The 25,637-nt window shown below is 69.1% G+C and carries 26 protein-coding genes and 1 pseudogene; 9 read left to right on the top strand and 18 right to left on the bottom strand.

Features of this window, described 5'->3' with window-relative positions:
- Nucleotides 1-14: 14 nt before the first annotated feature.
- The 8 genes and pseudogenes from JWR81_RS30525 to JWR81_RS30490 all read right to left on the bottom strand — a co-directional run bounded on the left by JWR81_RS30525 (nt 15) and on the right by JWR81_RS30490 (nt 7,352).
- Complete coding sequence (locus tag JWR81_RS30525) at nt 15-1,118, bottom strand: IS630 family transposase (protein ID WP_297660844.1); 1,104 nt, start codon at nt 1,116-1,118, stop codon at nt 15-17.
- A gap of 273 nt (nt 1,119-1,391) precedes the next feature.
- Nucleotides 1,392-2,138, bottom strand: a complete 747-nt coding sequence (locus JWR81_RS30520; RefSeq protein ID WP_297660842.1) for an SDR family NAD(P)-dependent oxidoreductase — start codon at nt 2,136-2,138, stop codon at nt 1,392-1,394.
- A 176-nt stretch (nt 2,139-2,314) separates the two neighbouring features.
- Nucleotides 2,315-2,728 carry an ester cyclase gene (locus JWR81_RS30515; protein WP_297660840.1) on the bottom strand — a complete coding sequence of 138 codons (414 nt, stop codon included), beginning with the start codon at nt 2,726-2,728 and terminating at the stop codon, nt 2,315-2,317.
- Nucleotides 2,729-2,791: 63 nt separating this feature from the next.
- Nucleotides 2,792-3,256, bottom strand: a complete 465-nt coding sequence (locus JWR81_RS30510) for a nitroreductase family deazaflavin-dependent oxidoreductase (protein WP_297660839.1) — start codon at nt 3,254-3,256, stop codon at nt 2,792-2,794.
- Nucleotides 3,257-3,307: 51 nt separating this feature from the next.
- Nucleotides 3,308-3,661: a VOC family protein gene (locus JWR81_RS30505; RefSeq protein WP_297660848.1), complete on the bottom strand. Its 354-nt coding sequence runs from the start codon at nt 3,659-3,661 to the stop codon at nt 3,308-3,310.
- A gap of 31 nt (nt 3,662-3,692) precedes the next feature.
- Complete coding sequence (locus JWR81_RS30500) at nt 3,693-3,803, bottom strand: SDR family oxidoreductase (protein ID WP_297660846.1); 111 nt, start codon at nt 3,801-3,803, stop codon at nt 3,693-3,695.
- A gap of 107 nt (nt 3,804-3,910) precedes the next feature.
- Nucleotides 3,911-4,441: pseudogene (locus JWR81_RS30495) on the bottom strand (SDR family NAD(P)-dependent oxidoreductase); the annotation flags it as partial.
- Nucleotides 4,442-4,535: 94 nt separating this feature from the next.
- Nucleotides 4,536-7,352 (bottom strand): helix-turn-helix transcriptional regulator, encoded by a 2,817-nt coding sequence (locus JWR81_RS30490; RefSeq protein ID WP_297660837.1) that lies wholly within the window; start codon nt 7,350-7,352, stop codon nt 4,536-4,538.
- A 130-nt stretch (nt 7,353-7,482) separates the two neighbouring features.
- On the opposite strand from JWR81_RS30490, the gene JWR81_RS30485 reads away from it, so the two are divergent.
- Nucleotides 7,483-8,217: an SDR family NAD(P)-dependent oxidoreductase gene (locus JWR81_RS30485; protein ID WP_297660835.1), complete on the top strand. Its 735-nt coding sequence runs from the start codon at nt 7,483-7,485 to the stop codon at nt 8,215-8,217.
- A 327-nt stretch (nt 8,218-8,544) separates the two neighbouring features.
- On the opposite strand, the gene JWR81_RS30480 is transcribed toward JWR81_RS30485, so the two are convergent.
- Both JWR81_RS30480 and JWR81_RS30475 read right to left on the bottom strand, forming a co-directional pair.
- A complete protein-coding gene (locus JWR81_RS30480) occupies nt 8,545-10,836 on the bottom strand; it encodes a hydantoinase B/oxoprolinase family protein (protein WP_297660833.1) in 2,292 nt (763 codons plus the stop codon).
- Nucleotides 10,833-12,950 carry a hydantoinase/oxoprolinase family protein gene (locus JWR81_RS30475; protein ID WP_297660822.1) on the bottom strand — a complete coding sequence of 706 codons (2,118 nt, stop codon included), beginning with the start codon at nt 12,948-12,950 and terminating at the stop codon, nt 10,833-10,835. The genes JWR81_RS30480 and JWR81_RS30475 overlap by 4 nt, the downstream gene beginning before the upstream one ends.
- Before the next feature lie 118 nt (nt 12,951-13,068).
- Here JWR81_RS30475 and JWR81_RS30470 point away from each other — a divergent pair, with 118 nt between their 5' ends.
- Genes JWR81_RS30470 through JWR81_RS30440 form a run of 7 tightly spaced genes read left to right on the top strand, consistent with a single transcriptional unit; the run spans nt 13,069 to nt 19,849 of the window.
- Entirely contained in the window at nt 13,069-14,568 is a 1,500-nt protein-coding gene (locus JWR81_RS30470; protein ID WP_297660820.1) for an FAD-dependent monooxygenase, read from the top strand.
- Nucleotides 14,565-16,187 (top strand): (2,3-dihydroxybenzoyl)adenylate synthase, encoded by a 1,623-nt coding sequence (locus JWR81_RS30465; protein WP_297660815.1) that lies wholly within the window; start codon nt 14,565-14,567, stop codon nt 16,185-16,187. Before JWR81_RS30470 ends, JWR81_RS30465 begins: the two co-directional genes overlap by 4 nt.
- Complete coding sequence (locus JWR81_RS30460) at nt 16,184-16,948, top strand: maleate cis-trans isomerase (RefSeq protein ID WP_297660811.1); 765 nt, start codon at nt 16,184-16,186, stop codon at nt 16,946-16,948. The genes JWR81_RS30465 and JWR81_RS30460 overlap by 4 nt, the downstream gene beginning before the upstream one ends.
- Nucleotides 16,932-17,636 (top strand): TetR/AcrR family transcriptional regulator, encoded by a 705-nt coding sequence (locus JWR81_RS30455; protein WP_297660809.1) that lies wholly within the window; start codon nt 16,932-16,934, stop codon nt 17,634-17,636. The genes JWR81_RS30460 and JWR81_RS30455 overlap by 17 nt, the downstream gene beginning before the upstream one ends.
- A 58-nt stretch (nt 17,637-17,694) precedes the next feature.
- On the top strand, nt 17,695-18,330 hold the full coding sequence (locus tag JWR81_RS30450) for a VOC family protein (RefSeq protein WP_297660807.1): 636 nt from the start codon (nt 17,695-17,697) through the stop codon (nt 18,328-18,330).
- On the top strand, nt 18,327-18,575 hold the full coding sequence (locus tag JWR81_RS30445) for a hypothetical protein (protein WP_297660806.1): 249 nt from the start codon (nt 18,327-18,329) through the stop codon (nt 18,573-18,575). The genes JWR81_RS30450 and JWR81_RS30445 overlap by 4 nt, the downstream gene beginning before the upstream one ends.
- The gene (locus JWR81_RS30440; RefSeq protein WP_297660803.1) at nt 18,572-19,849 is read left to right on the top strand and encodes an alpha/beta hydrolase; all 1,278 of its coding nucleotides are present in this window, start codon (nt 18,572-18,574) and stop codon (nt 19,847-19,849) included. Before JWR81_RS30445 ends, JWR81_RS30440 begins: the two co-directional genes overlap by 4 nt.
- A gap of 392 nt (nt 19,850-20,241) precedes the next feature.
- On the opposite strand, the gene JWR81_RS30435 is transcribed toward JWR81_RS30440, so the two are convergent.
- The 6 genes from JWR81_RS30435 to JWR81_RS30410 form a co-directional block, all read right to left on the bottom strand.
- Nucleotides 20,242-21,384 carry a tyrosine-type recombinase/integrase gene (locus JWR81_RS30435; protein WP_297660801.1) on the bottom strand — a complete coding sequence of 381 codons (1,143 nt, stop codon included), beginning with the start codon at nt 21,382-21,384 and terminating at the stop codon, nt 20,242-20,244.
- On the bottom strand, nt 21,381-21,563 hold the full coding sequence (locus JWR81_RS30430) for a helix-turn-helix domain-containing protein (protein ID WP_297660798.1): 183 nt from the start codon (nt 21,561-21,563) through the stop codon (nt 21,381-21,383). The genes JWR81_RS30435 and JWR81_RS30430 overlap by 4 nt, the downstream gene beginning before the upstream one ends.
- A 130-nt stretch (nt 21,564-21,693) precedes the next feature.
- Nucleotides 21,694-21,948: a tyrosine-type recombinase/integrase gene (locus JWR81_RS30425; protein WP_297660795.1), complete on the bottom strand. Its 255-nt coding sequence runs from the start codon at nt 21,946-21,948 to the stop codon at nt 21,694-21,696.
- The gene (locus JWR81_RS30420) at nt 21,945-22,472 is read right to left on the bottom strand and encodes a hypothetical protein (RefSeq protein WP_297660792.1); all 528 of its coding nucleotides are present in this window, start codon (nt 22,470-22,472) and stop codon (nt 21,945-21,947) included. Before JWR81_RS30420 ends, JWR81_RS30425 begins: the two co-directional genes overlap by 4 nt.
- 180 nt (nt 22,473-22,652) lie before the next feature.
- On the bottom strand, nt 22,653-22,847 hold the full coding sequence (locus tag JWR81_RS30415; protein ID WP_297660789.1) for a helix-turn-helix domain-containing protein: 195 nt from the start codon (nt 22,845-22,847) through the stop codon (nt 22,653-22,655).
- A complete protein-coding gene (locus JWR81_RS30410; protein WP_297660787.1) occupies nt 22,834-23,154 on the bottom strand; it encodes a hypothetical protein in 321 nt (106 codons plus the stop codon). Before JWR81_RS30410 ends, JWR81_RS30415 begins: the two co-directional genes overlap by 14 nt.
- A 146-nt stretch (nt 23,155-23,300) precedes the next feature.
- On the opposite strand from JWR81_RS30410, the gene JWR81_RS30405 reads away from it, so the two are divergent.
- Entirely contained in the window at nt 23,301-23,948 is a 648-nt protein-coding gene (locus JWR81_RS30405; RefSeq protein ID WP_297660782.1) for a maleylpyruvate isomerase family mycothiol-dependent enzyme, read from the top strand.
- 166 nt (nt 23,949-24,114) lie between these two features.
- On the opposite strand, the gene JWR81_RS30400 is transcribed toward JWR81_RS30405, so the two are convergent.
- Both JWR81_RS30400 and JWR81_RS30395 read right to left on the bottom strand, forming a co-directional pair.
- The gene (locus JWR81_RS30400) at nt 24,115-25,092 is read right to left on the bottom strand and encodes a DUF4238 domain-containing protein (RefSeq protein ID WP_297660779.1); all 978 of its coding nucleotides are present in this window, start codon (nt 25,090-25,092) and stop codon (nt 24,115-24,117) included.
- Between the two features lie 311 nt (nt 25,093-25,403).
- Nucleotides 25,404-25,637: hypothetical protein (locus JWR81_RS30395; RefSeq protein WP_297660775.1), on the bottom strand; the 234-nt coding region annotated here is incomplete at its 5' end.

Genomic DNA, 25,637 nt, shown 5'->3' with positions numbered 1-25,637 from the left:
GTGCTAGTGCCTCGTCAGGCAACATTCGGTAGGTAATCCGGTCTGCGGATCTTTGACTCGGGCGCGAAGCGCCGTTTCGAGGTCGCATGCTTGTTGGCCCAACGGACGTAGCCGGCGATCGCGCTCTCCTGCGCATCGTGGGACGGGTAGTCGCTGCCGTCGAGGGTGAAGTAGCGCAGCGCGGTGAACTCGCACTCGATCCAGTTCAGCCACGAGGCGTTGGTCGGGGTGAACACCAGTTCGACGTCGTGGGTGGCGCACCAGTCGATGACGTGGGCTTTGCGGTGCGGGGAGAAGTTGTCGCACACGACATGCAGCCGCCCGGTCGGGAACCGGGTCCGGATCTGGCGCAGGAACGCCAGGAACTCCTGCCAGCGTTTGCGGTCGCGGAACCGGTAGAACATCTGCCCCGAGGCGAGGTCGAGCGCGGCGAGCATGTGCCGCACCCCGCCGGTGCGGTTGTAGGTCGCCCGCTGCCGGGCCGGCTGCCCGCTGGGGAACCAGCCCCGTCCCGGTCGTGGTTGCAGATTCAGCGGCCCGAACTCGTCGACGCAGATGACCCGCCCACCGTCGGGGATCTGACCGGCCGCGGACTGATCGTAAAGGGCGAGGATCCGGGTCATCTTCGCGATGAACTCCGGGTCCCGGCTGGCCTTCCAGGTCTTGGTGGCCTGCCAGCGGACACCGGCGTCGCGCAGGACCTGGCGGACGGTCTCGGTGCTGGCCACGATCCGATGGTGTTCGCCCAGATGCTCGACGAGCTTGGTCAGGCTCCACGTGGTGAACGCCAGCCCGGCCTGCTGTGGCGGGGTCCGCGCGACCCGGCAGATCACCTCCCGAACGTGGGGGCCGAACTTACGTGGTCGGCCCCCGCTCCATTTTGGGTCCAAAGCTGCGAACCCCTGGTCGTTGAATGCGTGGATCACCTCCCGCGCGTACTGCGCCGTGGCGGCGAACATCGCCGCGGCCTCGGCGGCGCTGCGGCCCTGCACCGAGGCCAGCACGATCCCGGCACGGCGCAGCCGGACCCGGTCCCGCGCCGTCCTGGTGATCTTCACCAGACGCTGTGCCTCGGCCGGGTCCAGCTCCCGGACGAACACCTCCGGCTGTCTCGCCATCATCCACCTCCGGTGACAGCCTCCCGGTCACCGGGCTGATGGATCAACCCGACCGGTTACGACGTCGACCTTTGTTGACGAGGCACTAGCTAGGGCTCCCGAGCTCTTGATCGGGCGACTTGTGGAAGGTCCACGGGGCGAGTCGTCCCCGCGCTCGCGCGGGTGGTCCCCGGCGCACCAACCGCGCCCCCTGCGGCTTCGTGTCGTCCCTGCGCTCGCGGGGGTGGTCCCACGTCCCGTTGGCATTCCGCCGCCTGCCAACGGCTGGCGTGGTCAGAGGGCCGTCTTGCCGCCATTGACACCGACGATCTGGCCGGTGATGAATCTGGCCTGCTCGGAGGTGAGGAACTTGACGACGTCGGCGATCTCGTCGACGTGGCCGAGGCGACCCATAGGGACGCCGGCGACCAGGGCTCGGTTTGCCTGCTCCCCGCCGGTGAAGTTGTCCAGGCCACCGGTGGCCACCGGACCGGGGGCCACCGCGTTGACGCGGATGCCTTCGGTTGCGACCTCGAGGGCGGCGGACCGGGTGAACCCGTTCACCGCGTGCTTGCTGGCCACGTACAGGCCAGCGCCTCGGCTGCCGCGCTCGCCGAAGGTCGAGGAGAGGTTGACGATGCTGCCGTGCCCCTGGTCGATCATGACGCGCAGCTCGTGCTTCAGGCAGAACAACAAGCCACGGACATTGGTGTTGAAAACGGTGTCGTACGTTTCGCCGGTCTGGGTCGTCAGAAGGCCGGCGCTGCCGGTGTAGCCGGCATTATTGACGGCTGCGTCGAGCTTGCCGAAGATCTTGACGGTGCCGTAGACCAGGGAGCGGACGTCGTCCTCGATGCTGACGTCGGCGCGGATGTACTCGGCCCTGCCACCCAGCCCCTGGAGTTCGGCGGCCAGCGCCTCACCTTCCTCATCGCGCCGCCCGGAGACAACGACGGACGCGCCGTCGCGGGCGAAAGCCGTCGCCGTCGCGCGTCCGATTCCGGCCAGAGCTCCAGTGACCACCACCACATACTCACTCATTCTTTCCTTCTTCCATTGACATATCGAAAGCTTCGGGCGTACCGGCGTGCCCGCGTCCCGGTGTGGACGGGAAATGGATTGGTATAGGTCGGCCGGACTGTCCAGGCCGTAGACAGGTCGGTACAGTGAGCCCCATTGGGTCGCTCCTTACCCCAGGAGACTTCGTCAGCGGGCCATCAGATGGATTCCACGCGGTCTTCGGGGAAGGTGTCGCCGAACATGGGCAACCCGCTCACGGACGCCTCGCGTGAGGCCTCGTCTTCGATGACGTCCCAATGCTCGACGAGCACGCCGTCGCGCACCCGGAGTGTGTCCACCACGATCCACGGTGCTGGCTGGCCGTGCCCGGAGAAACGGCCCCGTAGCATGACCATGTCGCCCTCAGCCATGATCAGCTCGGTTTCGTGGCGCAATGTGTCGGGCAGGCCCTTGACCAGGTCGAACAGGCCGTCCCGGCCGGGCGGGATGTGCGCGCTGTGTTGGATGTAGAGCGGCGACCAGTAGGTTTCGGCGCGTGCGTAGTCGCGGCGGTTGAACAACGTGTCGAACGCTTCGAGGACAAGCTGTTTGTTCTGTTCGGGCGTGGACATGGTGGGCTCCGGTCAGAGGGTGATCACCGACGTGTGGTCGATGTCAGGTCGCGGGCATGGCCGTCAGGGTGTGGTCCTTACGGGTTCGAGGAGCAGGATCGGGATTTCCCGGCCTGCTTTAGCACGGTAGTCCGGGAAGTGGGGCCACCGCGATTCAGCTAGTTTCCAGGCTTCCGCTTTCTCTTGTCCGAACGCCTCGCGGGCACGCAGGGAGTGCACCTGGTCCCCGTCTTGGAGGCGCACGTCAGGGTGGGCGATCAGGTTGTAGTACCAGGCGGGGTGGCGCGGCGCGCCTCCGTCGGAGGCAACGGCGAGGTAGGTGCCGTCATGCTCGATCCGCATGACCGGCGTCTTACGGATCTTGCCGCTGGTGGCTCCGGTCATGGTGAGGATGACGACGGGGCGGCCTTCGAGCGTGCCACCTTCTCGTCCGCCGGTGGCTTCGTAGAGCGCCACCTGGTCGCGCACCCGCTCGCTGGAGCTGGGAACATACGGCTCAGTCACTAGGTTCTGGTCGTGGCGATTCATCGTGATGGGTCCTCCCCTGGTGGTGTTTGTCGTGCGGTGTCAGGACCGGGATCAGGCGGCGACCAGATCAAACTCGTTGCCCTCGGGATCAAGGAAAGTGGCCCAGCGCGCGCGGCCTTGTTCCACGTCGTTCACTCGGGTGGCGCCCAGAGACAGCAGCCGGTTGGTTTCGGAGGCGAAGTCGCTGCTGATTAGGTCCAGGTGCAGCCGATTCTTGACCGTCTTGGCCTCGGGGACCTGGTGGAACGCCAGTCGGGGACCCTGTGTCGAATCGTTCGCGTCGATGGCGGCGAACTCGGCGGTGGGCTGGGAGTTCACCTGTCGGCCGAGGACGTCGGCCCAGAAGTGGGCCAGTTTGGCGGCGTCCGCGCAGTCGATGCTCAAGCCGATCACGGAGTTGCTCATGTGAGGTCCTTCCAGGGAGTCGGCGTCGGATCTAGACCTGGCCCATACCGCCATCGACGGCGAGGTCGATGCCCGCCACGAAGCTGCTCTCCTCGGAGGCCAAGAAGTAGGCGGCGGCCGCCACTTCCTCGGGTTGTCCCATGCGGGCGAGCGGAATAACCGACGCGAACGCGCCCTGATGGCGTCGGCGCCTTCCTTCGCGTCCGCCTGGCCGTCCATGATCGGGGTGTCGATCGGGCCCGGGCTCAGGGTGTTGATCCGGATGCCGCGATCCTTGAACTCCTGCGTCCAGGTGCGGGCGTATGAGCGCACGGCCGCCTTGGTGGCGCTGTAGGTGGTGTAGCCGTTGATGCCCTTGTAGCCGGCAATGGAGCCGACCAGGACGATCGACCCACCGTCGCGCATCAGGGGTAGCGCCTTCTGCGCGGTGAACAGCGTCGCCCGGGCGTTCAGGTTGAAGGTCTTGTCAAAGTTGTCCTCGGTGATCTTCCCGAACTCTTCCGGCTCGATGCGACCAGAGTTGGCGACCAGGACATCCAGCTTGCCCTTCTCTTGCAGGACCGTCTGAAAGAGGCGGTCGAGGTCAGCGGTGCTGGTGGCGTCACCACTCACGGCTGTCACATTGTCGCCGAGCAGGGCCTCCGCCTTGTCCAGCTCAGATTGCCGCCGGCCGGTGATGAAAACGTACGCACCCTCCTTCACAAACCGCTGCGTGATCGCCAGGCCGATGCCGCTTGTTCCGCCGGTGACAACGGTGATCTTTCCGTTCAATCCAGACATGTTCAGACCTTCTTTGTCGCTGTTCCCGGTCGGATGACCTGAACGCGACAGTGCGCCCGCGCCGGCGGTGGGACATCGCACGACCGTGCGATACCTAGTTCTCCAGGGCCGCCTCGCCGGCGTGCGCGGCGGCCACGCGGGCGAGCTCGACGCGGGAATTGACGCCCAGCTTGGTGAAGGCGTGGCGAAGGTGGCTGTTGACCGTGTGCGGAGAGACGAACAGCCGCACGGCCGTCTCGCGGTTCGTGAGCCCCTGAGCGATGAGGCGAACCACCGCCAGCTCGGAGCCGGTGAGCGCGGCCCACCCGGCGTTCGGACGCGTGCTGGTCACCAACCGGCGGCGGACACCGTTGGCCCGCAGGCGCCGACGCACCCGTCCCGCGTCCCAGGTCGCGCCCACCTCGGTGTACCGGACGAGCGCGCGACCGAGCGTGTCCACGCCCAACGCCGGCGCGCCTGCCCTCACTTGCGCGCCCCCCAGGTCCTCCAGCGCCGAGGCGAGCGGTAGGGGGCGCGGACCTGCATCGAAGAGCCGGCAGGCCTCGGCGAGCGACGCGGCGTCGGCGTCGAGCAGACCGCGGGCGTGCGCGGCCGCCGCCCGCACCGAGCCGATCCCCGGGTTGCGCCGCGCCCGCTCCTCCGCCGCAGCGACCGTATCGGTGGCGAGCCGCGGATCGCCCGCGGCGAGCGCGATCCGGACGAGCTGTGGGTCGTCGGTGACGTCCACGGGGTAGAGCTGGGTGACGCTCCCGGCCGAACCGGATCTGGCGGCGTCGAGCACCGCGCGGGCATCCGCCGGTCGGCCGTCCGCCATCGCCGTCAGTGCGAGCAGCCATCCGCCGTGTCCGCGGTTGGCGGGGGTGCCATCCGCCAACATCGCCCGTGCCAGTGCCGCCGTCTCGCGCTTGTGTCGCTCGTCGCCGGTGTGGATCGCGACCCGCCCGAGGGCAACGACACCCGCCGCATACAGCGCGCCGGCCACCGGCATGGCGCCAGCGGCGTCGAAGCGGCTTTCGAGTGCGGTCGCGGCGTCGGGCAGGTAACCGGTCTGGAACAGCTGTCGCCCCCGCCAGGTCTCGAAGAAGTCGAGCGCGAACGCCTGCCGCTCGCGGTTCGCCGCCGCGATACCCGCCGAGATCAGCTCGAGCGACTCGTCGAAGCGGTCGAGCACGGCGAGCAGCTCGCTGCGCCACTGCCGTGCGACCCACTCGCGGGTCGTCTCACCCCGGCCGAACCCGTCGAGCATCACCTGCTCGTGCACCTCGAGCGCAGCATCGAAGTGGCCGTCGACGTAGAGCAGCGCCCCCTCGGCCAGCCGAAGGATCGAGCGCGCCGCCAGGTCTCCCGCGCGTTCGATCGTCGCTCGAGCCTCCTGGAGCAGGTGTGTTGCCTCCCGCGGCCGTCCGGCCTGGATCAGGTTGTACGCCAAGCGCGCCTGATGCTGGGCGCGGTCTTCGTCGGACAGATCGCGGAGCGCGAGGGCTCGCCGCCCTGCCTCCACACGCACGTCGGGCGACAGGGCGAACATGCTGGCCAGACTGAGCCACACCGCCGCCTCCTCAGCCGACGCAACGACATTCCGCAGATGCTTCCGCGCGAACGCCTGGGCGTCGTTCACCCGGCCAGCGGCGTGCAGAAGGATCGTGGTGGTCGCGACGAGCGAACCGGCGGCCCGATGACCAGCGGGAATCAGGTCCAGGGCGCGGCAGCTCAATTCGGCCGCCGCTGCGGGATCGCGCGGGCCCAGCGCGTCGGCGGCGTCCATGAGCAGGCCGACCGCCACCTCGTCACCCGGCTCAGCGCTGGTGGCCACTTGCGAGGCGACCTCGACCGGGATCGCCCCGGCCGCGAGCAGGACATCAACGGCCTGCCGGTCCAGTGCCCGACGCGCGGATACTGTCGTGCTTTCCCGAACGGCCTCCCGGATGATGTCGTGGCGAAAGGCGAGCCGGTCGGCGCGCTCAGCGAACACGCTGGCCTCGATCAGCTGCTCGACCGGGGTGAGCAGCGACGTTGCCGGAGCCCCCAGCATCGACGCCAGCTCCCCGACGGTGAAGCCGCGACCGAGTGACGCGGCCGCGACGGCGAGCTGGCGAGCAGACTCCGACAGGCGCGCGAGCCGATGACGCATGCCGGCGGCCACGCGCTTGGGAAGCCGCGCCTGCACCAGCCTCGCCACACCGTCCTCGATCCGCACGAGCCGCTCCTCCAACAGCCCCTGTAGCAGCTCCACGAGGAAGAACGGGTTACCGACCGCGTCCGCCGCCAGCTCGAGCAGCGCCTGGTCGGGGCTCGCCTCCATGACCTCCGAAGCGAGTTCGGCGACTGCGTCAGGCGTGAGCGGCTTGAGGATGATCTTCTGTGCGCCCCGCGAGGTGAGTTGCTCGACCAGGTCGTCCAGGGCGCTGCCCGGCTGGATCGCACGGGCGGCAAGGATCCAGGCGACGGGGACCGATTCGAGCCGGAGCGGGAGGGCGCGGAGCGCGGCCAGGGTGCCGCCATCGGCCCATTGGAGGTCGTCGAGGCACACGAGCACCGGCCCGACGGCCACCGCGCCCTCCAACAATGACTCCAGATCCTGCACCAGCCAATAGCGCTGCTCAGGCCCGCTGCGTATGGCCGGCAACGCGGACCGCTCGAGCAGCGGCTGTGGCCCGTCAAACAGCGCCCGCAGCAGCGGCGCGAGCTCGACGACGGCCTCGGACGGGTCGGCCTCGCCAAGGCCCACCGCGACTGACCTCCGAGCCGCCATCCGCATCGCCTCCGCGAGCAGACGGCTCTTCCCCATCCCCGGCGCGCCCTCGATCACGACGACCACACCCACCCCGGAGCGCAAGCTGCTCAGCGCCTCGCGCACCAGGGCCAACTCCGGATCGCGCCCGTGCAGCGCCGCGGGCGTAGTCCTCGCCATGCCAGAAAGCCTGGCACGTTCGGCAATGGGACCCGAGGGATCACACGTTCATGCGGTGTCCCAGGACCGGTACGGCGGAACGCTCGCCCTCCCTGGACACCGCCAGCGAATGCCACGAGGAGCACCCCCCATGACCACCACCAGTCAGAGCTTGCCCGGCCGGATCGCCCTCGTCACCGGCGCGACCTCCGGGATCGGGCGTGCCGCTGCCCATGAGCTGGCTCGGGAAGGTGCTGAGGTGATCGTGCACGGCCGCGATCCGAAGCGGGGCGAGCAAGTCGTCGCCGAGATCGTGCAGACGCTCGGACAGGCGCGCTTCGTCGCGGCCGACCTGTCCGACCCGACCGAGGTCCGCCGCCTCGCCGATGAGGCCGGCGCGGTCGATGTGCTGGTCAACAACGCCGGCTTGTCCTGGTTCGGCCCCACCGCCGACCTCGACGTTGCCACCTACGACGCGCTGTTCGACAGCAACGTGCGGGCGCCGTACTTCCTCGTCGCGGCGCTCGCGCCCAGAATGGCGGCCAACGGCGTCGGCAGCATCGTCAACGTCGCCAGCATGGTGGCCGACATAGGCCTTGCCGGCGCTGCCGCCTACGGCGGCACAAAGGCGACGCTCGCGGCCATGACGCGCTCCTGGGCAGCCGAGTTCAGCCCGCGCGGGGTGCGGGTCAACGCGGTCGCGCCGGGCCCGGTGTACACCGCCGCTGATCCAGAACGAATCGAGACGCTAGCGGCCACCACGCTGCTTGGCCGAGCAGCGCAGGCCGAAGAGATCGCCCAGGTGATCACCTTCTTGGCCTCGCCCGCGGCGGCCCACATCACCGGCGCCACCATCGCCGCCGACGGAGGCCGGACCGCCGTCTGAACCGATGCGGGCCGCACGACTCCCGACTCCTCCACGCCCCTCGAGGCCGCCGAGCCCCTCACCGACGCCGACCGAGCCGAGCTCGCGCGACGGCGGGCAAAGGCTGCGCACTGGGCGGAAGTATCGGCCCGGCAGCGCGCCGCGAACGGCATGGTCGGCTGGTAGTTGGCGCTTTCTCTGCATCGAGCAACGCCATGTCGCGGCCGTTCAGCGGTCGGAACCAAACGCCGCTTCATGATGACCGGCCAGCGGTTTCGCGAAGCGGCCGCTCAACCCGTGCACAAATGCGCAGACGTGATGCGTCCACCCACCTCTGGGCCAGGAGCCCTACCGGGTCAGCACCCCTACGTGGTCGACGTGGTCGGCGGGCACGACGGCCGAGTAGACGGCCGTCCAGCAGCCGGGGCAGCAGTACTGGCGGAAGACCACCGGCGCGTCGACGTAGTCGGTCGGGTCGGCCAGGATCTGCGGTCCCGCGTCGGTCGGCGGGCCTTCGTAGAGCGCCAACCGGAGGGTGTCCGCTTCGCCGAGCCGCTCGCCGCAGTGCCGGCACGCGATCACGGGGCCGGCGCCGTCGGTCACCTCCACGAGGTTGTCGTCGAGCCGCCGCGCGATGGTGACGTCGAGCTTCCTGCTGCTGTCGCCCTGCACCGTGGAGCGGTCACCGCGGGCCGAGCGCCGCCGGTCGCGCTCGGCCGCCGTCGCGGGGCCGTCGACCGTGCCGTCGCCTAGGACGACTCCGTAGACGTCACGGGCGGCCGCGGCGGTGATCTTCTCCTCGCGCAGGTCGCCGGCCACCGCCTCGGGATCGCGGTGCAGCGGGTCGCCGTAGCCACCGCCGCCCTGCCAGGTCATCGCGAACACCTCGCCGGGAGCGAGGTAGCTCGACGCGTAGTTCTGGCCGATCTCGAGGGTGTCGCTGCACTCCGCGAGCGTGGACGGCATCGTCCCGGCGGCGAGCAGCTCGGCCACCCTGCTCTGCCGGGCGACGACGTCGAGGCCGGTGTTGCCGGGGTGCCCGCCCGACAGGCCGCCGTTCTGGGCGATGGCCTTCCCGTTCGATGCGAGCACGAGCCCCATCGGGAGCGACGTGCCGTGCGGCGTGATCGCGACCGACGCGCCGACGCCGCCGCGCTGCCGGCCGGGGCCGCCGGAGTCGGGCTCCTCGCGGCGCCACAGCGTGAGCAGCGGGTAGAGGAACTCCGTCATCTCGACGTCGGGGATGCGACCCATCGGGATGCAGAACAGGCCGCCGGTGTCGATGCCGTCGGCGTGCGGCCGCGCGCCGTACCCACCGGCCATCGGCTCCATGATGATGTTGAGGAACGGCACGGGCTGCTCGCCGCGCTGGTCGAGCCCGGCGATGACGGCCGTGTCCCAGGTGCCGCAGCACGTGGCCTGCACGTTCCTGCCCAGCTCCAGTGAGCGGTCGAGCATCTGTGACAGGCACTCGGCCACGAGGTTGCCGGTGAGCCAGGCCGGGCCGATCGGGCCGCGGCCGACCGCGGCCGGGAACGTCGCGTTGTTGAGCGTGCCCTCCTCGGTGACCAGGTCGAAGCAGCGCATCAGGCCGCCGGCCGACCACGGGATGTCGCCGGCCAGGATCGGCAGCAGCGCCAGCATCACCCCGCCGCGCATCCCGGCGTAGGTGCAGTTGACGACGCCGGACTGCGGGCCGGTGCCGGTGAAGTCGAACGTGAGGTGGCCGCCGGTCTTGGTGGTCCTCACCGTGATCTTGTGGAGGCCGCGGTCGCCCTCGTGCGACTGGTCCTGGTAGCCGGTGGCGCTCCACGATCCGTCCGGGAGGCTCGCGAGCTTGTCGCGCAGCCGCGACTCGGCGTCGCCCATCATCCTCTTCATGACGGCCTTGACGGTGTCGGCGCCGTACTGCTCGACGAGGGCCAGGATGCGCTCGCGGCCGACGTTGTTGGCGCCCACCTTCGCCCGCAGGTCCAGCCCCACCAGCATCGGGACGCGCGAACGCCGCACCCACACGTCGGCGACGTCGCGCTGGAGCGTGAAGTCACGCACGACCTTGATCGGCGGTGTGGGAAGGGACTCGGAGAACACGTCCTGCGCGGCGGGGGAGAAGGAGCCCAGCCCGACGCCGCCGAGGTCGGGCTCGTGGCAGATCGCGCTGGTCCAGGCGAAGAGCTTCCCCTCGTGGAAGACCGGTTGGTAGACCATCGTGTCGTTCTGGTGCAGCCCGCCGCCGACCCACGGGTCGTTGGTCAGGAACATGTCGCCCTCGGCGATGCCGGGGTTGACCGCGCGGTGGCGCAGCGTCCAGTAGATGGCCAGGTCGACGGCGCCGACGAGCATCGTGTTGTAGAGGCCCACCTGCACCTCCTGGCCCAGCTCGTCGGAGATGGCGAAGTCGAAGTCGTTCGCGTCGGTGACGATCGGCGAGCCGGACATGCGCTTGAGCGCCTCGCCCATCTCGTCGGTGACCGACCACAGCCGGTGCCGCACGACCTCGTAGGTGAGCGGGTCGAGCCCGTCGATCTGCTCCTGTGTGACGGTGTGGGTGGCGAGCGTCGACGGCAGCGACCGGGCCAGCTCGTCCGGGTCGACGGGGCGGCTGGAGAAGATCTCGGAGCCGGGGATGGGCATGGTCATGACTCACTCCGGACACTCGTGCGGATGCTGAGGTTGCCGAGACGGTCGACGGTGCCGGTGCTGCCGTCGGGGACGACGACGGTGGTGGTGGGCACTTCGACGATCGCCGGACCGGCCACGACGTGGCCCGCCCGCAGTTGCTGGTAGTCGTAGACCGGCGTGTCGACGAAACCGGTCGCGGCGTCGAGGTTGACGGGCCGGCTGCCGACCAGGGCCTCGGCGGGATCGGCGGATGGCGCCGTCGGGATCTCCGGGAACTCCGGCGAGAACGGCAGCACGCCGATGCCGCGGACCCGGAAGGTGATGGCCTGGATGCCGGCCTCGCGGAACCCGGCCTCCGCGCCGTAGAGCGCGGCGTAGCGCTCCTCGAACGCGGCTGCGGCCGACTCGATCGCGGCGGTGTCGAGCGGTCCGTCCGCCACCGGTGCGGTGACCTCGGCCAACTGCATCGTGTAGCGCATGTCGATCTCGCGGTGCAGCTCGACGGTGGCGAAGCGCACGCCCTGGCGGTCGAGCCCGTCCCGGACTTGTTTCTCCAGGTCGGCGAAGTTCCGCTCCGCGCGGGCCGGGTCGAACGGGACGAACGTCGGGTCCGACAGCTCGGCGGCCAGCACGATGTCCGACGACGCGAGCCCGTAGGCGGAGAACGCCGACGCCACCGGTCCGAGCGGGACGACGACCTCGGCCACGCCCACCTCGGCGGCGTAGCGGGCGCAGTGCGCGGGACCGGCGCCGCCGAACGCGTAGAGCACGAACTCGCGCGGGTCGTGGCCGGCCTCGACGACGGACTTGCGCAGCAGGTCGCCCGTCTGCGCGTTCTGCACCGCGTAGATCGCGGCGGCGGCGTCCTCGATGGACAGTCCGAGCGGCTTGGCGATCTGGGTGCCGATGGCCTGGCGCGCCAACTCCAGCGAGAGCGGCTTGCGCCCGCCGAGCAGCCCGCGCTCGGGCAGGATGCCCAGCACCAGGTTGGCGTCGGTGTTGGTCGGCTCGGTGCCGCCCTGGCCGTAGCAGGCCGGGCCGGGGACGGCTTGTGCGCTGCGCGGGCCGATGCGCAGGTTGCCGCCGGCGTCGAGCCAGGCGATGGCGCCGCCGCCGGAGCCGATCGCGTCGACCTTCAGCGTCGGCACGTTGATCGGGTGGTGGTTGATGACGGTGGTGGTGGCGCGCACCGGTTCGCCGTCGACGACGAGCCCCGCGAGGAAGGTGGTGCCGCCGACGTCAGTGGAGATGACGTTGGGGTGGCCGAGGTGGCGGCCCAGGGCGACCGCGCCGACCACGCCGCCGGTGAGCACGGACCCGACGGTGCTGATTGCCGCCGAAGGCGCCTCCGAGGCCAGCACCGCGCCGCCGTTGCTCTGCATCACCAGCAGCGGTCCGGCGAGCTTCCGCTCGCGCAGCGCGTCCTCCAGGGAGGTCAGGTAGTCGCGCAGGCCGGGGCCGATCTGGGTGCTCATGATCGTCGTGGCGTTGCGGGCGAACTCCCGGATCCGCGGGCTGACCTCGCAGGACAGCGCGACGAACACGTCGGGGTCCTGCTCGGTGACCAGCTCGCGCAGGCGGTGCTCGTGCGCGGGGTTGCGGAACGACCAGAGCAGCGAGATCGCGATGGCGCGCACCCCGTGGTCGAGGAGGGCGCGAATCGAGGTGCGGGCGGCGTCCTCGTCGAGGGCGACGATGACGGTGCCGTCGCGGTCGATGCGCTCGGTGACCTCCAGCGCGTGCCGCTTGGGCAGCAGGTGGTGGCCCTTGTCCTGGGCGAGCACGTGCTGCAGCTCGTGCGGAGCGCGCCCGAGGTACCGGCCCTCGACGTTCATGATGAAGATCGAGTCGCGGTGGCCCTTGGTGGTGAGGAAGCCGACCGGCGGGACGTTGCCCATCACCAGCGCGTTCAGCGACGACGTGGTGCCGTGGGCGATGTGGTGGGTGTCGGCGAGCATCTCGGGCAGCGTCTTCCCGACCTGCTCGGCGAGTAGTTCCAGCACGTCGAGTACTCCGCGGGAGTAGTCGGGTGGGGTAGAGGGCGACTTCGCGGCGACGACCGTCCCCGCGTCGTCGTCCAGGACGGCGTCGGTGAACGTGCCGCCCACGTCCACGCCGATGACATAGGTCATGACTCACGCTCCTTCGCGGCGACGGCCGCAGTGAGCTGCGGGCCTGACGGTTGCGTAGACTATTTAACGTCTGCGATGGTAGTCAAGGACGACGACCGACGGATCTCAGGAGGACCGCATGCAGCTATGCCGGGTGGCCGTGCTCGGAGGGGGGCCGGGAGGCCTCTACGCCGCGCGCCTGCTCAAGCTGGCCCAGCCGCACTGCGAGGTCGTCGTGCACGAGCAGGGGGAGCGCGACACCACGTTCGGTTTCGGGGTCGGGCTCGCCGCCGGCACCCAGCGCAAGCTGGAGGCGGCCGACCCCGACACGCTGCGCGACATCCAGGCCGCGGGGCGGCGCCACGACATGACGATGGACGTCGGCGGCGCGGTCGCGCGGGTGCACAACGACAACCTCATCGGCGTCGCGCGCACCGAGCTGCTCGACGTGCTGCAGCGTCACGCCGAGAAGGCCGGCGTGCGGCTGGAGTACGGGGAGCGCCGCGTGGCCGCAGACCTGGACGCCGACGTCGTGATCGCCGCCGACGGGGTCGGCAGTGCCACCCGCGAGGCGGGCGGGTTCGGAGCCTCGGTGGAGGTCGGCCGCGGCCTGTTCCTGTGGTGCGGCGCGGGCTTCGCGCTCGACGACGCCGTGTTCGCGCCGGTCGACACCGAGCGCGGCACGTTCGTCACCCACGCCTACCCCTACGCCGCGGACCGCAGCACGTTCCTCATCGAGACCGACGAGCGGACGTGGCGCTCCGCCGGGTTCGAGGCCACGGTCGTCGAGGGGTCCGGGGTCGACGGCACTGCGTCCGACACCGTCTCCCTGGCCTACCTGCAGGAGGCGTTCCGCACCCACCTGCGCGGCCACGACCTGATCGGCAACCGGACGCGCTGGCAGCGCTTCCGCACCGTCGTGTGCGACCGCTGGTCCGACGGGCGGGTCGTCCTGCTCGGCGACGCCGCCCATACGGCCCACTTCTCGATCGGCTCGGGTACGAAGCTGGCGATGGAGGACGCGATCGCGCTGGTCGCGGCCCTGGACGAGGAGCCGGATGCGGCCACGGCGTTCACCCGCTACGAGGCGGCCCGGCGTCCCGCCGTGGAGCGGCTGCAGGAGCTGGCGCGGCGCAGCCAGCTGTGGTGGGAGTCGTTCCCGTCGCGCACCCATCTCCCCGTCGAGCGGCTGATGGTGGCGTACATGACCCGCGCCGGGAACGTGCCGCTCGACCGTTTCGCCATCACCAGCCCGGACGTGGTCGGTGCCGCGCTCGGCCAGTACGCGGGTGTGCCGCCACAGGTGCCGGTGGATCTCACGGGCTGGGTCCTGCGATCGCACGTGGTGCCCGCTGACGAGGACGCGTTCGTCATCGACACCGTGGTGGATGACCCGTGGGGCGCCGCCGCCGACGTGGTCGTCGCCGTCGCGCGCGAGACGCGGGCCGGCGTGTTCCGCGTCGTCGGCCCGGCCGACCGCAGCGCCCTGCTCACACGGCTCGATCTCGCCGAACGACTGCGCCTCGAGGCCGGTGGCACGGTGGTGGTCGAGGGACCGTCCGAGCTGCGTGACGATCTGGCGGCCGGCCTGGTCAGCGGCCGTGCCGACCTGGTCGCCTTCGGGGAGGAGCTGTCGTGAAGGGCACCGACCCGCGCCTCGTCCCGTACCCGCCCGCGTTCGTCGCCCGCTACCGCGAGGCCGGGCTCTGGGGTGACCGGACGATCGCCGACGAGTTCCACGCCGTCGCGCAGGCGCATCCCGACCGGCTCGCCGTCGCGGGGCTCGACTCCCGCCTGAGCTTCCGCGAGCTCGACGCCCGCACCGACGTGCTCGCCGCCGGCCTCGCGGAGCTGGGCCTGGAGCCGGGCGATCCGGTGCTCTTCCAGGTCACCAACCGGGTCGGGTCCGTCGTCGCCTGGTACGGCGTGCTCAAGGCCGGGCTCGTGCCGGTGTGCACCCTGGCCGCGCACCGCGGCCACGAGATCGGCGCCATCAGCAGGCGCGTCGGCGCCGTCGCGCACCTGGTGGAGGCGGGGATGCGCGGCTTCGATCTGGTCGGCTTCGCCCACGACCAGCAGGTCGGGCACCCGACGCTGCGGCACGTCCTGGTCCTCGACGAGCTGGAGACGCTCGGTGCGGACGTCGACCCGGCCACGGCGCGGAAGGTCGTCGACGGGATCCAGCAGGGCATCGACCCCGACGACGTCGCGGTCTTCCAGCTGTCGGGCGGCACCACCGGGGTGCCCAAGGTGATCCCGCGCCTGCACGCCGAGTACTGGTACAACGCCGTCGAGTACACCCGCTCCTGGGGCTGGACACCCGACACGCGGGTCGCCCATCTCATCCCGATCATCCACAACGCCGGCATCACCTGTGCCGTGCACGCCCCGCACAGCGTAGGGGCCGCCTTGGTGCTCGGCACCGCCGATCTCGACCTGTCGTTGCCGCTGCTCGCCGAGGCCGGCGCGACGCACGTGCTGCTCGGCCACGGCCACTTCGGCGCCCCCGAGCATCCAGCGTTCGACGCCGCGGCTCGCTCGCTCACGCAGGTCGTGCTGTCTGGCACGAAGGTGCCGCCGTCGCTGTTCGACGGGCTGGAGCGGCGTGGTCTGTGGTCAGCGCAACTGTTCGGGATGGGCGAGGGACTGATGCTCACCACCCGTCCCGGCGCGCCGCGCACCGCACGCGCCACCACCGTCGGCACCCCGATCTCCGAGCTCGACGAGGTCCGCGTTTTGGCGCCGGGCACCGAGGACGAGGTGCCCGACGGCGTGATCGGTGAGCTGTGCTGCAGGGGCCCGTACACACTGCGCGGCTACTTCGACGCACCCGAGCACAACGCGCGGGCCTTCACCTCCGACGGCTACTACCGCACCGGTGACCTGGCGGTGATCACCGGGATCGAGGGCGAGCGCTACGTCGCGATCGAGGGCCGCATCAAGGACCTCATCAACCGTGGCGGCGAGAAGATCAGCGCCGAGGAGGTGGAGCTGCTCCTGCTGCGCCACCCCAGCGTCCGGAACGCCGCCGTCGTCGCCGTGCCCGACCCGCGCCTGGGCGAGCGCAGCTGCGCATTCGTCGTGGTCGACGGCGAACCGTTGACCCTGGTCGACGTCCAGGAGCACTTCGCGCAGCTCCAGGTCGCGAAGTTCAAGTGGCCCGAACGCGTGGAGCACCTGGCCGAGATCCCACGGACGCTCGTGGGCAAGGTCGACAAGAAGCACCTCCAGGCGATCGCAGCAGAGGGAGTGTCGTGACTCACCGGATCGGGCTGGTCGTGCCCAGCTCCAACGTCACCGTCGAGACCGAGGTGCCCGCGCTGCTCGCCCGGCACGCCGACGCGCGGTTCTCGTTCCACTCCAGCCGGATGCGCATGCACCAGGTCACCCCCGAGGGGCTGCGCGCGATGAACGACCAGCGCGAGCGCTGCGTCGACGAGATCGCCGACGCCGGCGTCGACGTGGTGCTCTACGCCTGCCTCGTCGCGCTCATGGCGCAGGGGCCGGGGGAGCACCGCCGCGCCGAGGAGGCCGTCACGGGTCAGCTGGCGAAGGCCGGGCAGAGCCCGGGGGTGCTCTCCAGCGCCGGGGCCCTCGTCGACGGGCTGACGGCACTCGGCGCCCGTCGGATCGGGCTGGTCACGCCGTACCTGCGGCCGCTGGCCGAACAGGTCGTCGGCTACCTGGAGGCAGAGGGCTTCGCGGTGCTCGACTGGGCGGCGCTGGAGGTGGGCGACAACGCCGAGGTCGGCTGCATCCCCGGTGACCGTGTGCTCGCCGCCGCCCGCGGGCTCCGCCTCATGGGTGCCGACGCGCTCGTCATCTCGGCCTGCGTGCAGATGCCCTCGTTCGACCTCGTGGAGCCGGCGGAGGCGGAGTTCGGCCTGCCCGTGCTCTCGGCGGCCACGGCCGGGGCGTACGCCCTGCTGCGGGCGCTGGACCTGCCGCCCATGCTGCCCGGCGCCGGCACGCTGCTCGGGGCCGGCGCTTACGATTACGGGCATGACCGGCGCCGCTGACCGCAGGACCGGCCGGGGTGGCCCGCGTCGTGAGCTCGTCGAGAACGAGATGTACGAGCACGCGATCCGGCTCTTCGCCGAGCGCGGCTTCGCCGGCACCAGCCTGCAGGACATCGCCGACGCGATGGGCATCACACGTCCGGCGCTCTACTACTACGTCAAGAGCAAGGACGAGCTGCTCGCGAAGCTCGGGGTCGACGTCGCGGGCGGGTCGGCCGCCGAGATGGCCGAGCTCGTCGCCCGCCCCGACCTCGACGCCGTCGGCAAGCTGCGCGGCATCGCCAGGCTGACGGTCCTGCGGATGGCGCGGCAGCCCGACCGGTTCCGGCTGCTCATCCGGTCGGAGGCCGAGCTGCCGCCGGAGCTCGCGGAGTCCTACGACGCCAGCAGGCGCGCGGTACTCAAGACCGTCATCGAGGTCGTCGAGGAGGGTGTCGTCGCCGGCCAGCTGCGCCCGGTCGATGCGCGCGTCGCCGCCCTGGCCGTCATCGGCATGTGCAACTGGGTGGCGTGGTGGTTCCGCCCCGACCGCGACGACATCGACGCCGTAGCCGACCAGCTCGCCGACATGGCGCTCGCCGCGTTGCAGCGCGCCGACCACCGCACACCCGACGGGGAGGGCCCCGCCGCGGCTCTGGCGATGTTGCGCCAGGACCTCGACCACCTGGAGCGCATCCTCGACGTATGATTTTGCGTTCGCGTCAAACTGTTGACGAGAACGTAGATGCGCGCGTAGCGTCGTTTCCATGACGAAGCTCGACCATCGCGTCCAGGGCGTCGACCACACGGCCTTCCCGACCTTCGACCCGGCCGGCACGGTCCGCTTCTACCGCGACGTCCTCGGCTTCCCCGTGGTGCACTCGATCTGCGCCGCCGGGTGGGGCCCGGAGGACCACCCCGACTTCATCCACTTCTTCTTCGACATCGGCAACGACGACCGCATCGCGTTCTTCTACTACTTCGGTCTCGAACCCGTGCACGGCCACGGACGCGGCGACGTCTACGCCGGGTTCGGCCCGGAGGTCCCGGAATTCTTCGTCCGGTCGCGGCACCTCGCGATCCACGTGGAGAACGAGGTCGACCTGCTGGAATACCGCAGGCGTCTGGACGTCAGCGACTGGCCCGTCGAGATGCAGATCAAGCACGAGACCATCGAGTCGATCTACACGCACGACCCCAACGGCTACATGGTCGAGTTCACGCGCGCGATGCGGCCGATCACGCCCCAGGAGGATCTCGACGCCAACCTCACCATCGACGCCCTGCTGGACGTCGTCGACGAGGGCGAGCCGACCTTCGGCAAGCTGCTCGCGCGCAAGGCCGAGCTGATCGTCGAGCGGGCGGCGGAGTGGGAGCTGGCCCAGGCGGAGCCGAGGCGATGACCACGCTCTACGTCCTCGACGTCCCGGAGAACACACCGCTCGCGAAGGTCGCCGCCGAGGACCCGGACCTCACCGTCGGCCGGATCGGGCCGTACTTCGAGATCGTCGCCGAGGGCTCGATCGTCATCGACCGCCGGGCCACCGGCTGCCGGCACGCCGTCTGGTACAGCTCGGTGGCCGGGGTATCGCGGGGGAGCCGGATCACCCAGCACGACAAGGACGCGCTGCGGGTGGAGCCGGCATGAGCGAGCTCGCGAGCGAATCATCGGGACTGAGCACGGCCGAACGCCTGGGCGCGGGCCGCTACCTGGCCGCGGGCGCCCGTCCCGAAGTCACCCGCACCTCGGTGCACGAGCTCACGACCGCCGACGGTGCCACCGTGCGCGGGGTGCTCGCCACCGTGCCGGGGGCCACCACCGTGGTGTGTCTGATGCACCCGCGCCAGGACGTCACCCACCACCCGCTGGTTGCGGTGCTGCTGGAAGCGGGGGTTGCGGTCTGGACACAGCAGAGCCGCTCGGTCAACAACGACCTCACCCTGGTGCACGAGCAGGCGCTGCTCGACGTGGCCGCCGGGATGGTGTTCCTGCGCGAGCAGGGCTTCGCCTCGATCGTCACGCTCGGCAACTCCGGCGGCGGTCCCCTCTACGCGTTCTACCTCGAGCAGGCCGGTCTCGCGCCGGGCGACCGGATCGCGACCACGCCCGGCGGGCGCCCGACCGGCCTGGCCGAGGCCGAGATGCCCCACGCCGACGGGGCGGTCTTCCTGGCGCCGCACCCCGGGCAGGGGCAGCTCCTGCTCGGTTGCATCGACCCGTCCGTGGCCGACGAGTCCGACCCCCTGTCAGTGGTTCCCGAGCTCGACCCGTTCGCGCCCGCGAACGGTTTCGCCGAGCCGCCCACCAGCTCGTCGTACAGCGGGGAGTTCCTCGCCCGCTACCAGGCCGCGCAGCGTGCCCGGGTCGCACGGATCGACGCCGTCGCGCGCGAGCATCTGGCCCGCGCCGCCGAGGCGCGCGCAGCGTACAAGCGCACAGGGGCGGCAGCCGACCGGCGGCGCGCCATCGCCCCGCGGATCATCACGGTGTTCCGTACCGATGCCGACCCGCGCACGGTCGACCTCTCGATCGACCCCAGCGACCGCCCGTACGGGTCATTGTTCGGCCGTCGCCCCGATCTCATCGACTACGGGCAGGTCGGCTTCGGCCGGCTCACGACGCCCGAGGCCTGGCTGTCGACGTGGTCGGGTCTGAGCTCGAACGCCGACTTCGCGCGGTGTGCGCCGGGCGTCACCGTGCCGACGTTGTTCGTGGAGGTCACCGGCGACCAGGCCGCCTTCCCGGCCGACTCGGCGCGCATGGTCGCGGCCCTCGGCGCACGTGATCTGACCCATCAGACGGTGCGCGGACTGCACTTCGGCGGTGCGCTGGCGAAGGGCGAGCCCACGGGGAACGACGTCGCGGGGGAAGTGGTCTCAACGTGGCTGGACAAGCGGTTCGACCTTTCGCCGCCGATCTGAGAATCACTGGGCCAGGCGCGGCGCGCGGGACCAGTTTGGGACCACACGTCCGTCTGGTGGCTGCCTCGACCAGCACGCCATCGATCGCTGTACACCGGGCGTGTCGTCTGTGACGTGCAGGAACGTGTGGTCCCGTGTGCTGGGGGTCAAGGGGTCGCAGGTTCAAATCCTGTCGTCCCGACGGCCGGAACGGGCGGTTCCCTTCGACGGGGGAACCGCCCGTTCTGCTTCTACCAGCGGGAACGCGGCCAGAGCTGATCTTGCCCCTGTCTTGTGGGGCTGGGCCGATGGGTCGGTAGCGGCCGCAGGTGCTGCGTTGACAGCGATAGTTGACAGCAACGCTGTCCGCGCTGAGGCGACCGCCTCGAACGCCGCTGTCATCGGTCGTGCTCTCAGCTGTCAGCGTCGTCGGACAGGCCGCTATCGAGATCGTCGAGTGCCTGCCGTTGTGTGTCGAGGTTGACGTGTCCGTAGACGTTCATGGTCATCTCGATGGCGCTGTGCCCGACGATCTCGATGACGACCCGCGGGTGCACCCCCTGGGCGAGCAGGAGGCTGACGCAGGTGTGCCGGAGGTCGTGCAGCCGGACGACTCGGATGCCGTTGGCTTCACAGAGGGCGCGGAACATTCTGGTGAGGTTGCGGGGCTCGAGGGGTGTACCGGTCGTCGTCCCGAAGACGTAGCCGCTGGGCCTCCCTGGGATACCGATACGTCCGTCCCGGCGCTGGAGGCGCGCGTGATGCTCGGCCAGGGCGTAGCGGCAGCGGCTCGGCAGCGGCACAGTCCGGTTGGATCTCTTGGACTTGGTCGGCATCACCTGGAGTTGACCCTCCACCCGCTGTACGGACTGGGCGACGCGGAGGGTTCCGGCGGCGAAGTCAATGTGCTCCCAGCGGAGCCCGCAGACCTCGCTGCGGCGTAGTCCGAGCATGAGGATGACGGTCCACATGGCGTAGAGCCTGTGGGTCCTGACCGCGTCGAGGAACGCGCGGGCCTCGTCGACGGTCATGGGTTCGGTGGGCTTCAGCTTCGTGGGCTGCTCGATCCTGACGAGACGGGCGACGTTGCGGCTGACCACCTCCTCCCGGTAGGCGTGCTCGAGTGCGTTGCGGAGCGTCGCGTGCACGTACTGGATGGAACGCGGTTTCATGCCACTCGCCCGCATGTCGTCGATCATTGTGCGGACCTCGCGGGGGCCGAGTTGGACGAGCTTCTTGCGACCGATGCGGGGTGACAGGTGCAGGCGCACGTTGCTCTCGTAACCGGCGTAGGTCGTCGGCCTGACGTGCTGGCGGATGTGGACGAGCCAGTCCTCGAGGTAGCTCGCCACGGTGAGGCTCGCCGGCGCGACCGGGATGTGCTTCTCGGTTCGGTCGAGGAGCTCGCGAAGCTTGCGGTTCGCGTCCTGTCGGGTCCGTCCGTAGGCATAGACTCGGCGGACACCGCCGCCGGCGACGGGAACGTACGCGCCGGCGCACCAGCGCCCGTCCTTGCGCTTCCAGACGCTGCCCTCGCCGTTGGCGCGCGTGCTCACGCGCGGCCCTCCTCGATCAGTCGCTCGGCGAACTTCCGCACGTTGTTGACCGGGATACGCCGCAGGCGACCGATCTTGATCGACTCGATCTCTCCGTTTCGGATGAGGTCGTAGACCTTGCAACGCCCCACGTTGAGCACTTCGGCAACTTCTTCCGCGGTCAACAAGAGTCGGTCCATTCCGTCGCTCCAATGAAAGTGGGCGGATGAGGAGACCTCGAGCAAGTCCCGACATGGGACTTTCTGAGTTGGTGTACCGAGGTATGGACAAGTCTCGAGACGAACGCTGTCGGACTTGTTCCCTCTCGCTCTACGACGACGCGGTCGCAGGGCAACATGAAGCGCTGCACCGGGTCGCGTCGATTGCGCAGGTCAGGATGGCCATTTGATGGGCTCGGCCGCCAGGTTCATTTTCAGTATGGGGACATAACTGAGGCGTCGCGAGCGATCCGTGGCCCGCGATGAGGCGCAGGACGTGCACAGGGGCGCCGGCATCGGCCATCCAGGTCAGTCCGGTATGGCGCAGGGCGTGGCGGCGGAGGTGTTCGAGGCCGAATGCGCTCACGACCTCGTCTCAGTGGGTGGCGTCGCGGAGGACCGCTGTGGTGATGCGGCCGCCGCGGGATCCGGTGAACAGTCGCGCGTCTCCCGGCCTTGAGCGGCGTCGATCCTGTGTTGGACGAGGTTTCGGACGTCGGCAATGAGGGGGACGACTCGTGCCAGCTTGCCCTTGGTGCCCTTGTCGATGAGCCCGCCGGGGGAGGGGGTGGTCTGGCGCCGTATCGTGCACAGCCAGTTCGTCGTGTCGTTGTCGCCGATGCGGCAGCCTGATACCTCTCCGATGCGCGCCGCGGTGCACGGGGCGAAGATCGTGACGTCGCCCCAGTTTGGATGCTTGTCTGCTGATCTTGCGTCGAATGCGTTTGCAACGCGGGAGTGTCGCCCAGTTGGGCAGCGCCAGGGAGCGCGGATCGTCGAGTTCGTCCTCGGCTTTGCGGCTGATGCTGCCACCCTGCGCGCCGACGACGGGTCGATGCCGAGCAGGCCAGCAAGTTCTTCTGTCGTGAATAAGATGTCGTTCGTATTCATGACTGCGTCCTTTGAGTCGGATCCGGTGCAGGTCTGTGATGACGCAGAACGGCCGACATTTGGTCGTAACGTCCTGGTCGGCTCATTATCGGGCCCGGGATCGGACAAATGCAGCTAAAGATGAAAAGTGTTGACAAGTATGCGTGGTCCGTTCGGGTGAAGTTCGTCCGTCCGGTGCAGCTACACGGCGTCGCGCTTGGTCTCGATCCACTCGAGGAGCTCGGCGTGTTTCCATCGGAGGTGGCGGCCGATCTTGTAGGCGGGGCAGAACTGGCCCATCGAGCGTTGCTTGTAGATGGTCGCTACCGGTATCTGCAGGAGCGTGGAGACGTCGTCGATGCTCAGCAGTCGGTCGTTGTGGTCAGGCTGGGCCAAGGTCGTCTCCCAGGTCCATGCTGCTGTCTTCATCGAGGCTATGGCCGAGGTCGATGGCGGTGGGGGTGACGAGGTAGCCGTCGCCGTAGACGTAGAGGTCCTCAGCGATGTCGGGGTCGAGGGGGACGGCGTCGGGTCCGGTTCCGGTGGCGTCGACGGTGGTGGTGCCGCGGTCGGTGGTGATGGTCCATCGGTCGGCGGTGGGGGAGGGCTCGATGGTGTCGACGGTGGCGCGGTGGACGCGCAGTCCGTCGGTGTCGATCTCGATCCAGGCCAGTGCTTGTCCTTGTTCGTATGGTGCCGACATCGGACCCCCTGATCAACATGTGCCCGGTCATGCCAGCGGCGGGTTGCTGGTCCTCGCCGCTGGATGTGGTGTTCCGGCCAGCTTGATTGAGCTTGGCCCCTGAGTCCGGACACCTTGGTGTCAGCGTGATCCACACTGGAGGTCCCGTGTCCGATGTCCTGTCTCGCGAAGCCCTGTGGGCTACTGCGCGCGCCGAGCGTGTAGCTCTCGCCGACGAACTCGCCGCACTCGACGAGGCGCAGTGGGCGCAGCGATCGCTGTGCGGTCGGTGGACGGTCGAAGAGGTCGTTGCCCACTTGACGGCGGCGGCGAGCGTCGGCCGGCTGCGCTGGTTGGCCAGTGTCCTGGGCGCTCGGTTCGACTTCGATCTGCACAACGACCGGCGTCTGGCCGAGCAGCGAGGCGCTACCCCACACGAGACTCTTGAGCGGTTCCGACGGGTTGTCGGCAGCACGACGTCGACGTTCGGCCCGACTGCGGCGTGGCTCGGTGAGGTGGTCGTGCACGCCCAGGACATCAGGCGTCCCCTTGGGCTTGAGCGCACGCCCTCGATTGAGGCCGCCACCGCGGTCGCCCGCTTCTACGCCCAGCGGGATTTCACAGTGGCCAGCCGCAGCACCATTGAGGGCCTGCGCGTCGAGGCGACGGACGGGCCCTTCGCGACCGGAGACGGTCCCCTGGTCAGCGGCACGACCCTGGCGCTGACCATGGCGATGGCCGGCCGCCGCTCCTACTGCGACGATCTCACCGGCCCAGGCGCGCCTGCAGTGCGTGACCGCTGCGCCTCAGCCTGACGTCCGACGCTGCAGCGAAGCCGATCACGACCACAGCCAAGCATCAGGTGAGACCGGAGTGTCAAACATCAGCCGGGATCAGACACTGACCGCCGCAGCCAGCGGTCCGCCCGACGGTGTAGCCCTCACGCCAGACCAAAGGATGCTGACACGAGCACGAGGCAGGTCAGCCCTTATCCCAGCTGAGACGGTGAACCTCGTGCACTAAGCCGTCTGAATCGACCCATCGCTGCACGACGTCATCAATGGGCTTCGCCTTCGGCGCCAGGTCTATTCCTTCTAGTGGACGATCATCGGGGTGATGAAAGATCCACTTGCTTGCTTCGGACGCAACAAGCGCATTTATCTGATGAGCGCGAGTGAATCCGGCGACACGCGCGAACTCTTCCGTGCGAGATCGCAGGTGCATGGCTAGAGCGGAAGTTCGGTCAAGTGGATAGTACACGACAGGCGCGTTTCCGATACCAAGTGAAATCCTCTTATTTGCCGGAGACCAGTATCCGAAGGGGTGGTCACTGGTCAACAAACAGGGCGACTCGAACCGGAGAATGCGCCACGACCGATGCAGTAGATGTGGCAGCGTGTCTCGAAGGGCGGCTCGGAGGGCTTCCTGGATGAGGAACGTCTTGCCTGCTACGAGCCGAGGCGGATTCTTGCGGGCATCGGCACGGAAGGATTCGATCGACGCTTCGTCCATTGGCAGGTTGTGCTCGCGCAGGAACGCTCGAACTTTCTCGGGTGATGTCGCAATCTCAACCAAGTAGGGCATTAGGCTGTCGGCAATTTGTGCCACCTTTTCGCGAAAGTCCCAGCCGCGGTTAATCTGTAGCGCAAGGAAAAGGGATGTGTGGAATTTGTTCTCGGCGGTGAGAGGGAAACTGCCAGACAGCATCGCGTCGAATACGCGTTTCGCGTCGGTCTCGATTCCCGAGAGGGTCTTCTCGATGATTTCTGGGTCGTGCATATCCTGAAATGCGGGGTCTATATCCGCGGCTGAAATTTCGTAAAAGCCAACCTCGGCGCAGGCGGTATTTACCGTAGTCTCGAGGTGGCGATCGCCAGCGCGCTGATGCATCACTATTCTTTCATTTGCCGTGGCAAATCGGCGTAGCGTCATCTTCGGGACGATGTGATGCCGGGGCACCCGGCGATTGTAGCGGGTGTGGTCGTCTGTGGAGTGCAGTGTGGGGCGCCGTAGGGTGGGAGGATTGAAATAGGATGGCGACCTGCTTCATCCCAATGGTTCACCTGAAGGGCATTCACTCGTCCGTGCAGGGCAGGGCGAATTCGGCTCGAGAACCATACGACGGGATACCTCGCCCGCAGGCCGCCGCCTAGAGACGCTTCTCGGGCAGCGAACCGGGCGCGGCCACTCGAATGTGTGGGAGTCGACCAGGGATCCGCGTTCCGGCCGAAGCGGCCCAGGTCGACTCTGGCGGATGGGTGTGTGGCGAGTTACATCGCCTTGATTAGCCTGCCGCGGCACAAATTGATGATAGTGATTGCGATCTGCAGGACAGCCTCAGCCTCGTTTTGAGTCGGGGCACGTCCTTCTGTGCCGCCGTGGCGGTCGGGGTTCGGCCAAATGTGCCGAATCATGCCTTCTAGCGTTTCACCATTGCCACGTAGATCATTTGCCGCAAGACTGAATGACCAGACTGAAGGATTTGATTTCAACTGCCCGTACAC

The organism is Pseudonocardia sp., assembly GCF_025965585.1.
Taxonomy (GTDB): domain Bacteria; phylum Actinomycetota; class Actinomycetes; order Mycobacteriales; family Pseudonocardiaceae; genus Pseudonocardia.
Note: the sequence above shows the minus strand (reverse complement) of the source record. Positions and strands in the feature narration are given on the sequence as shown.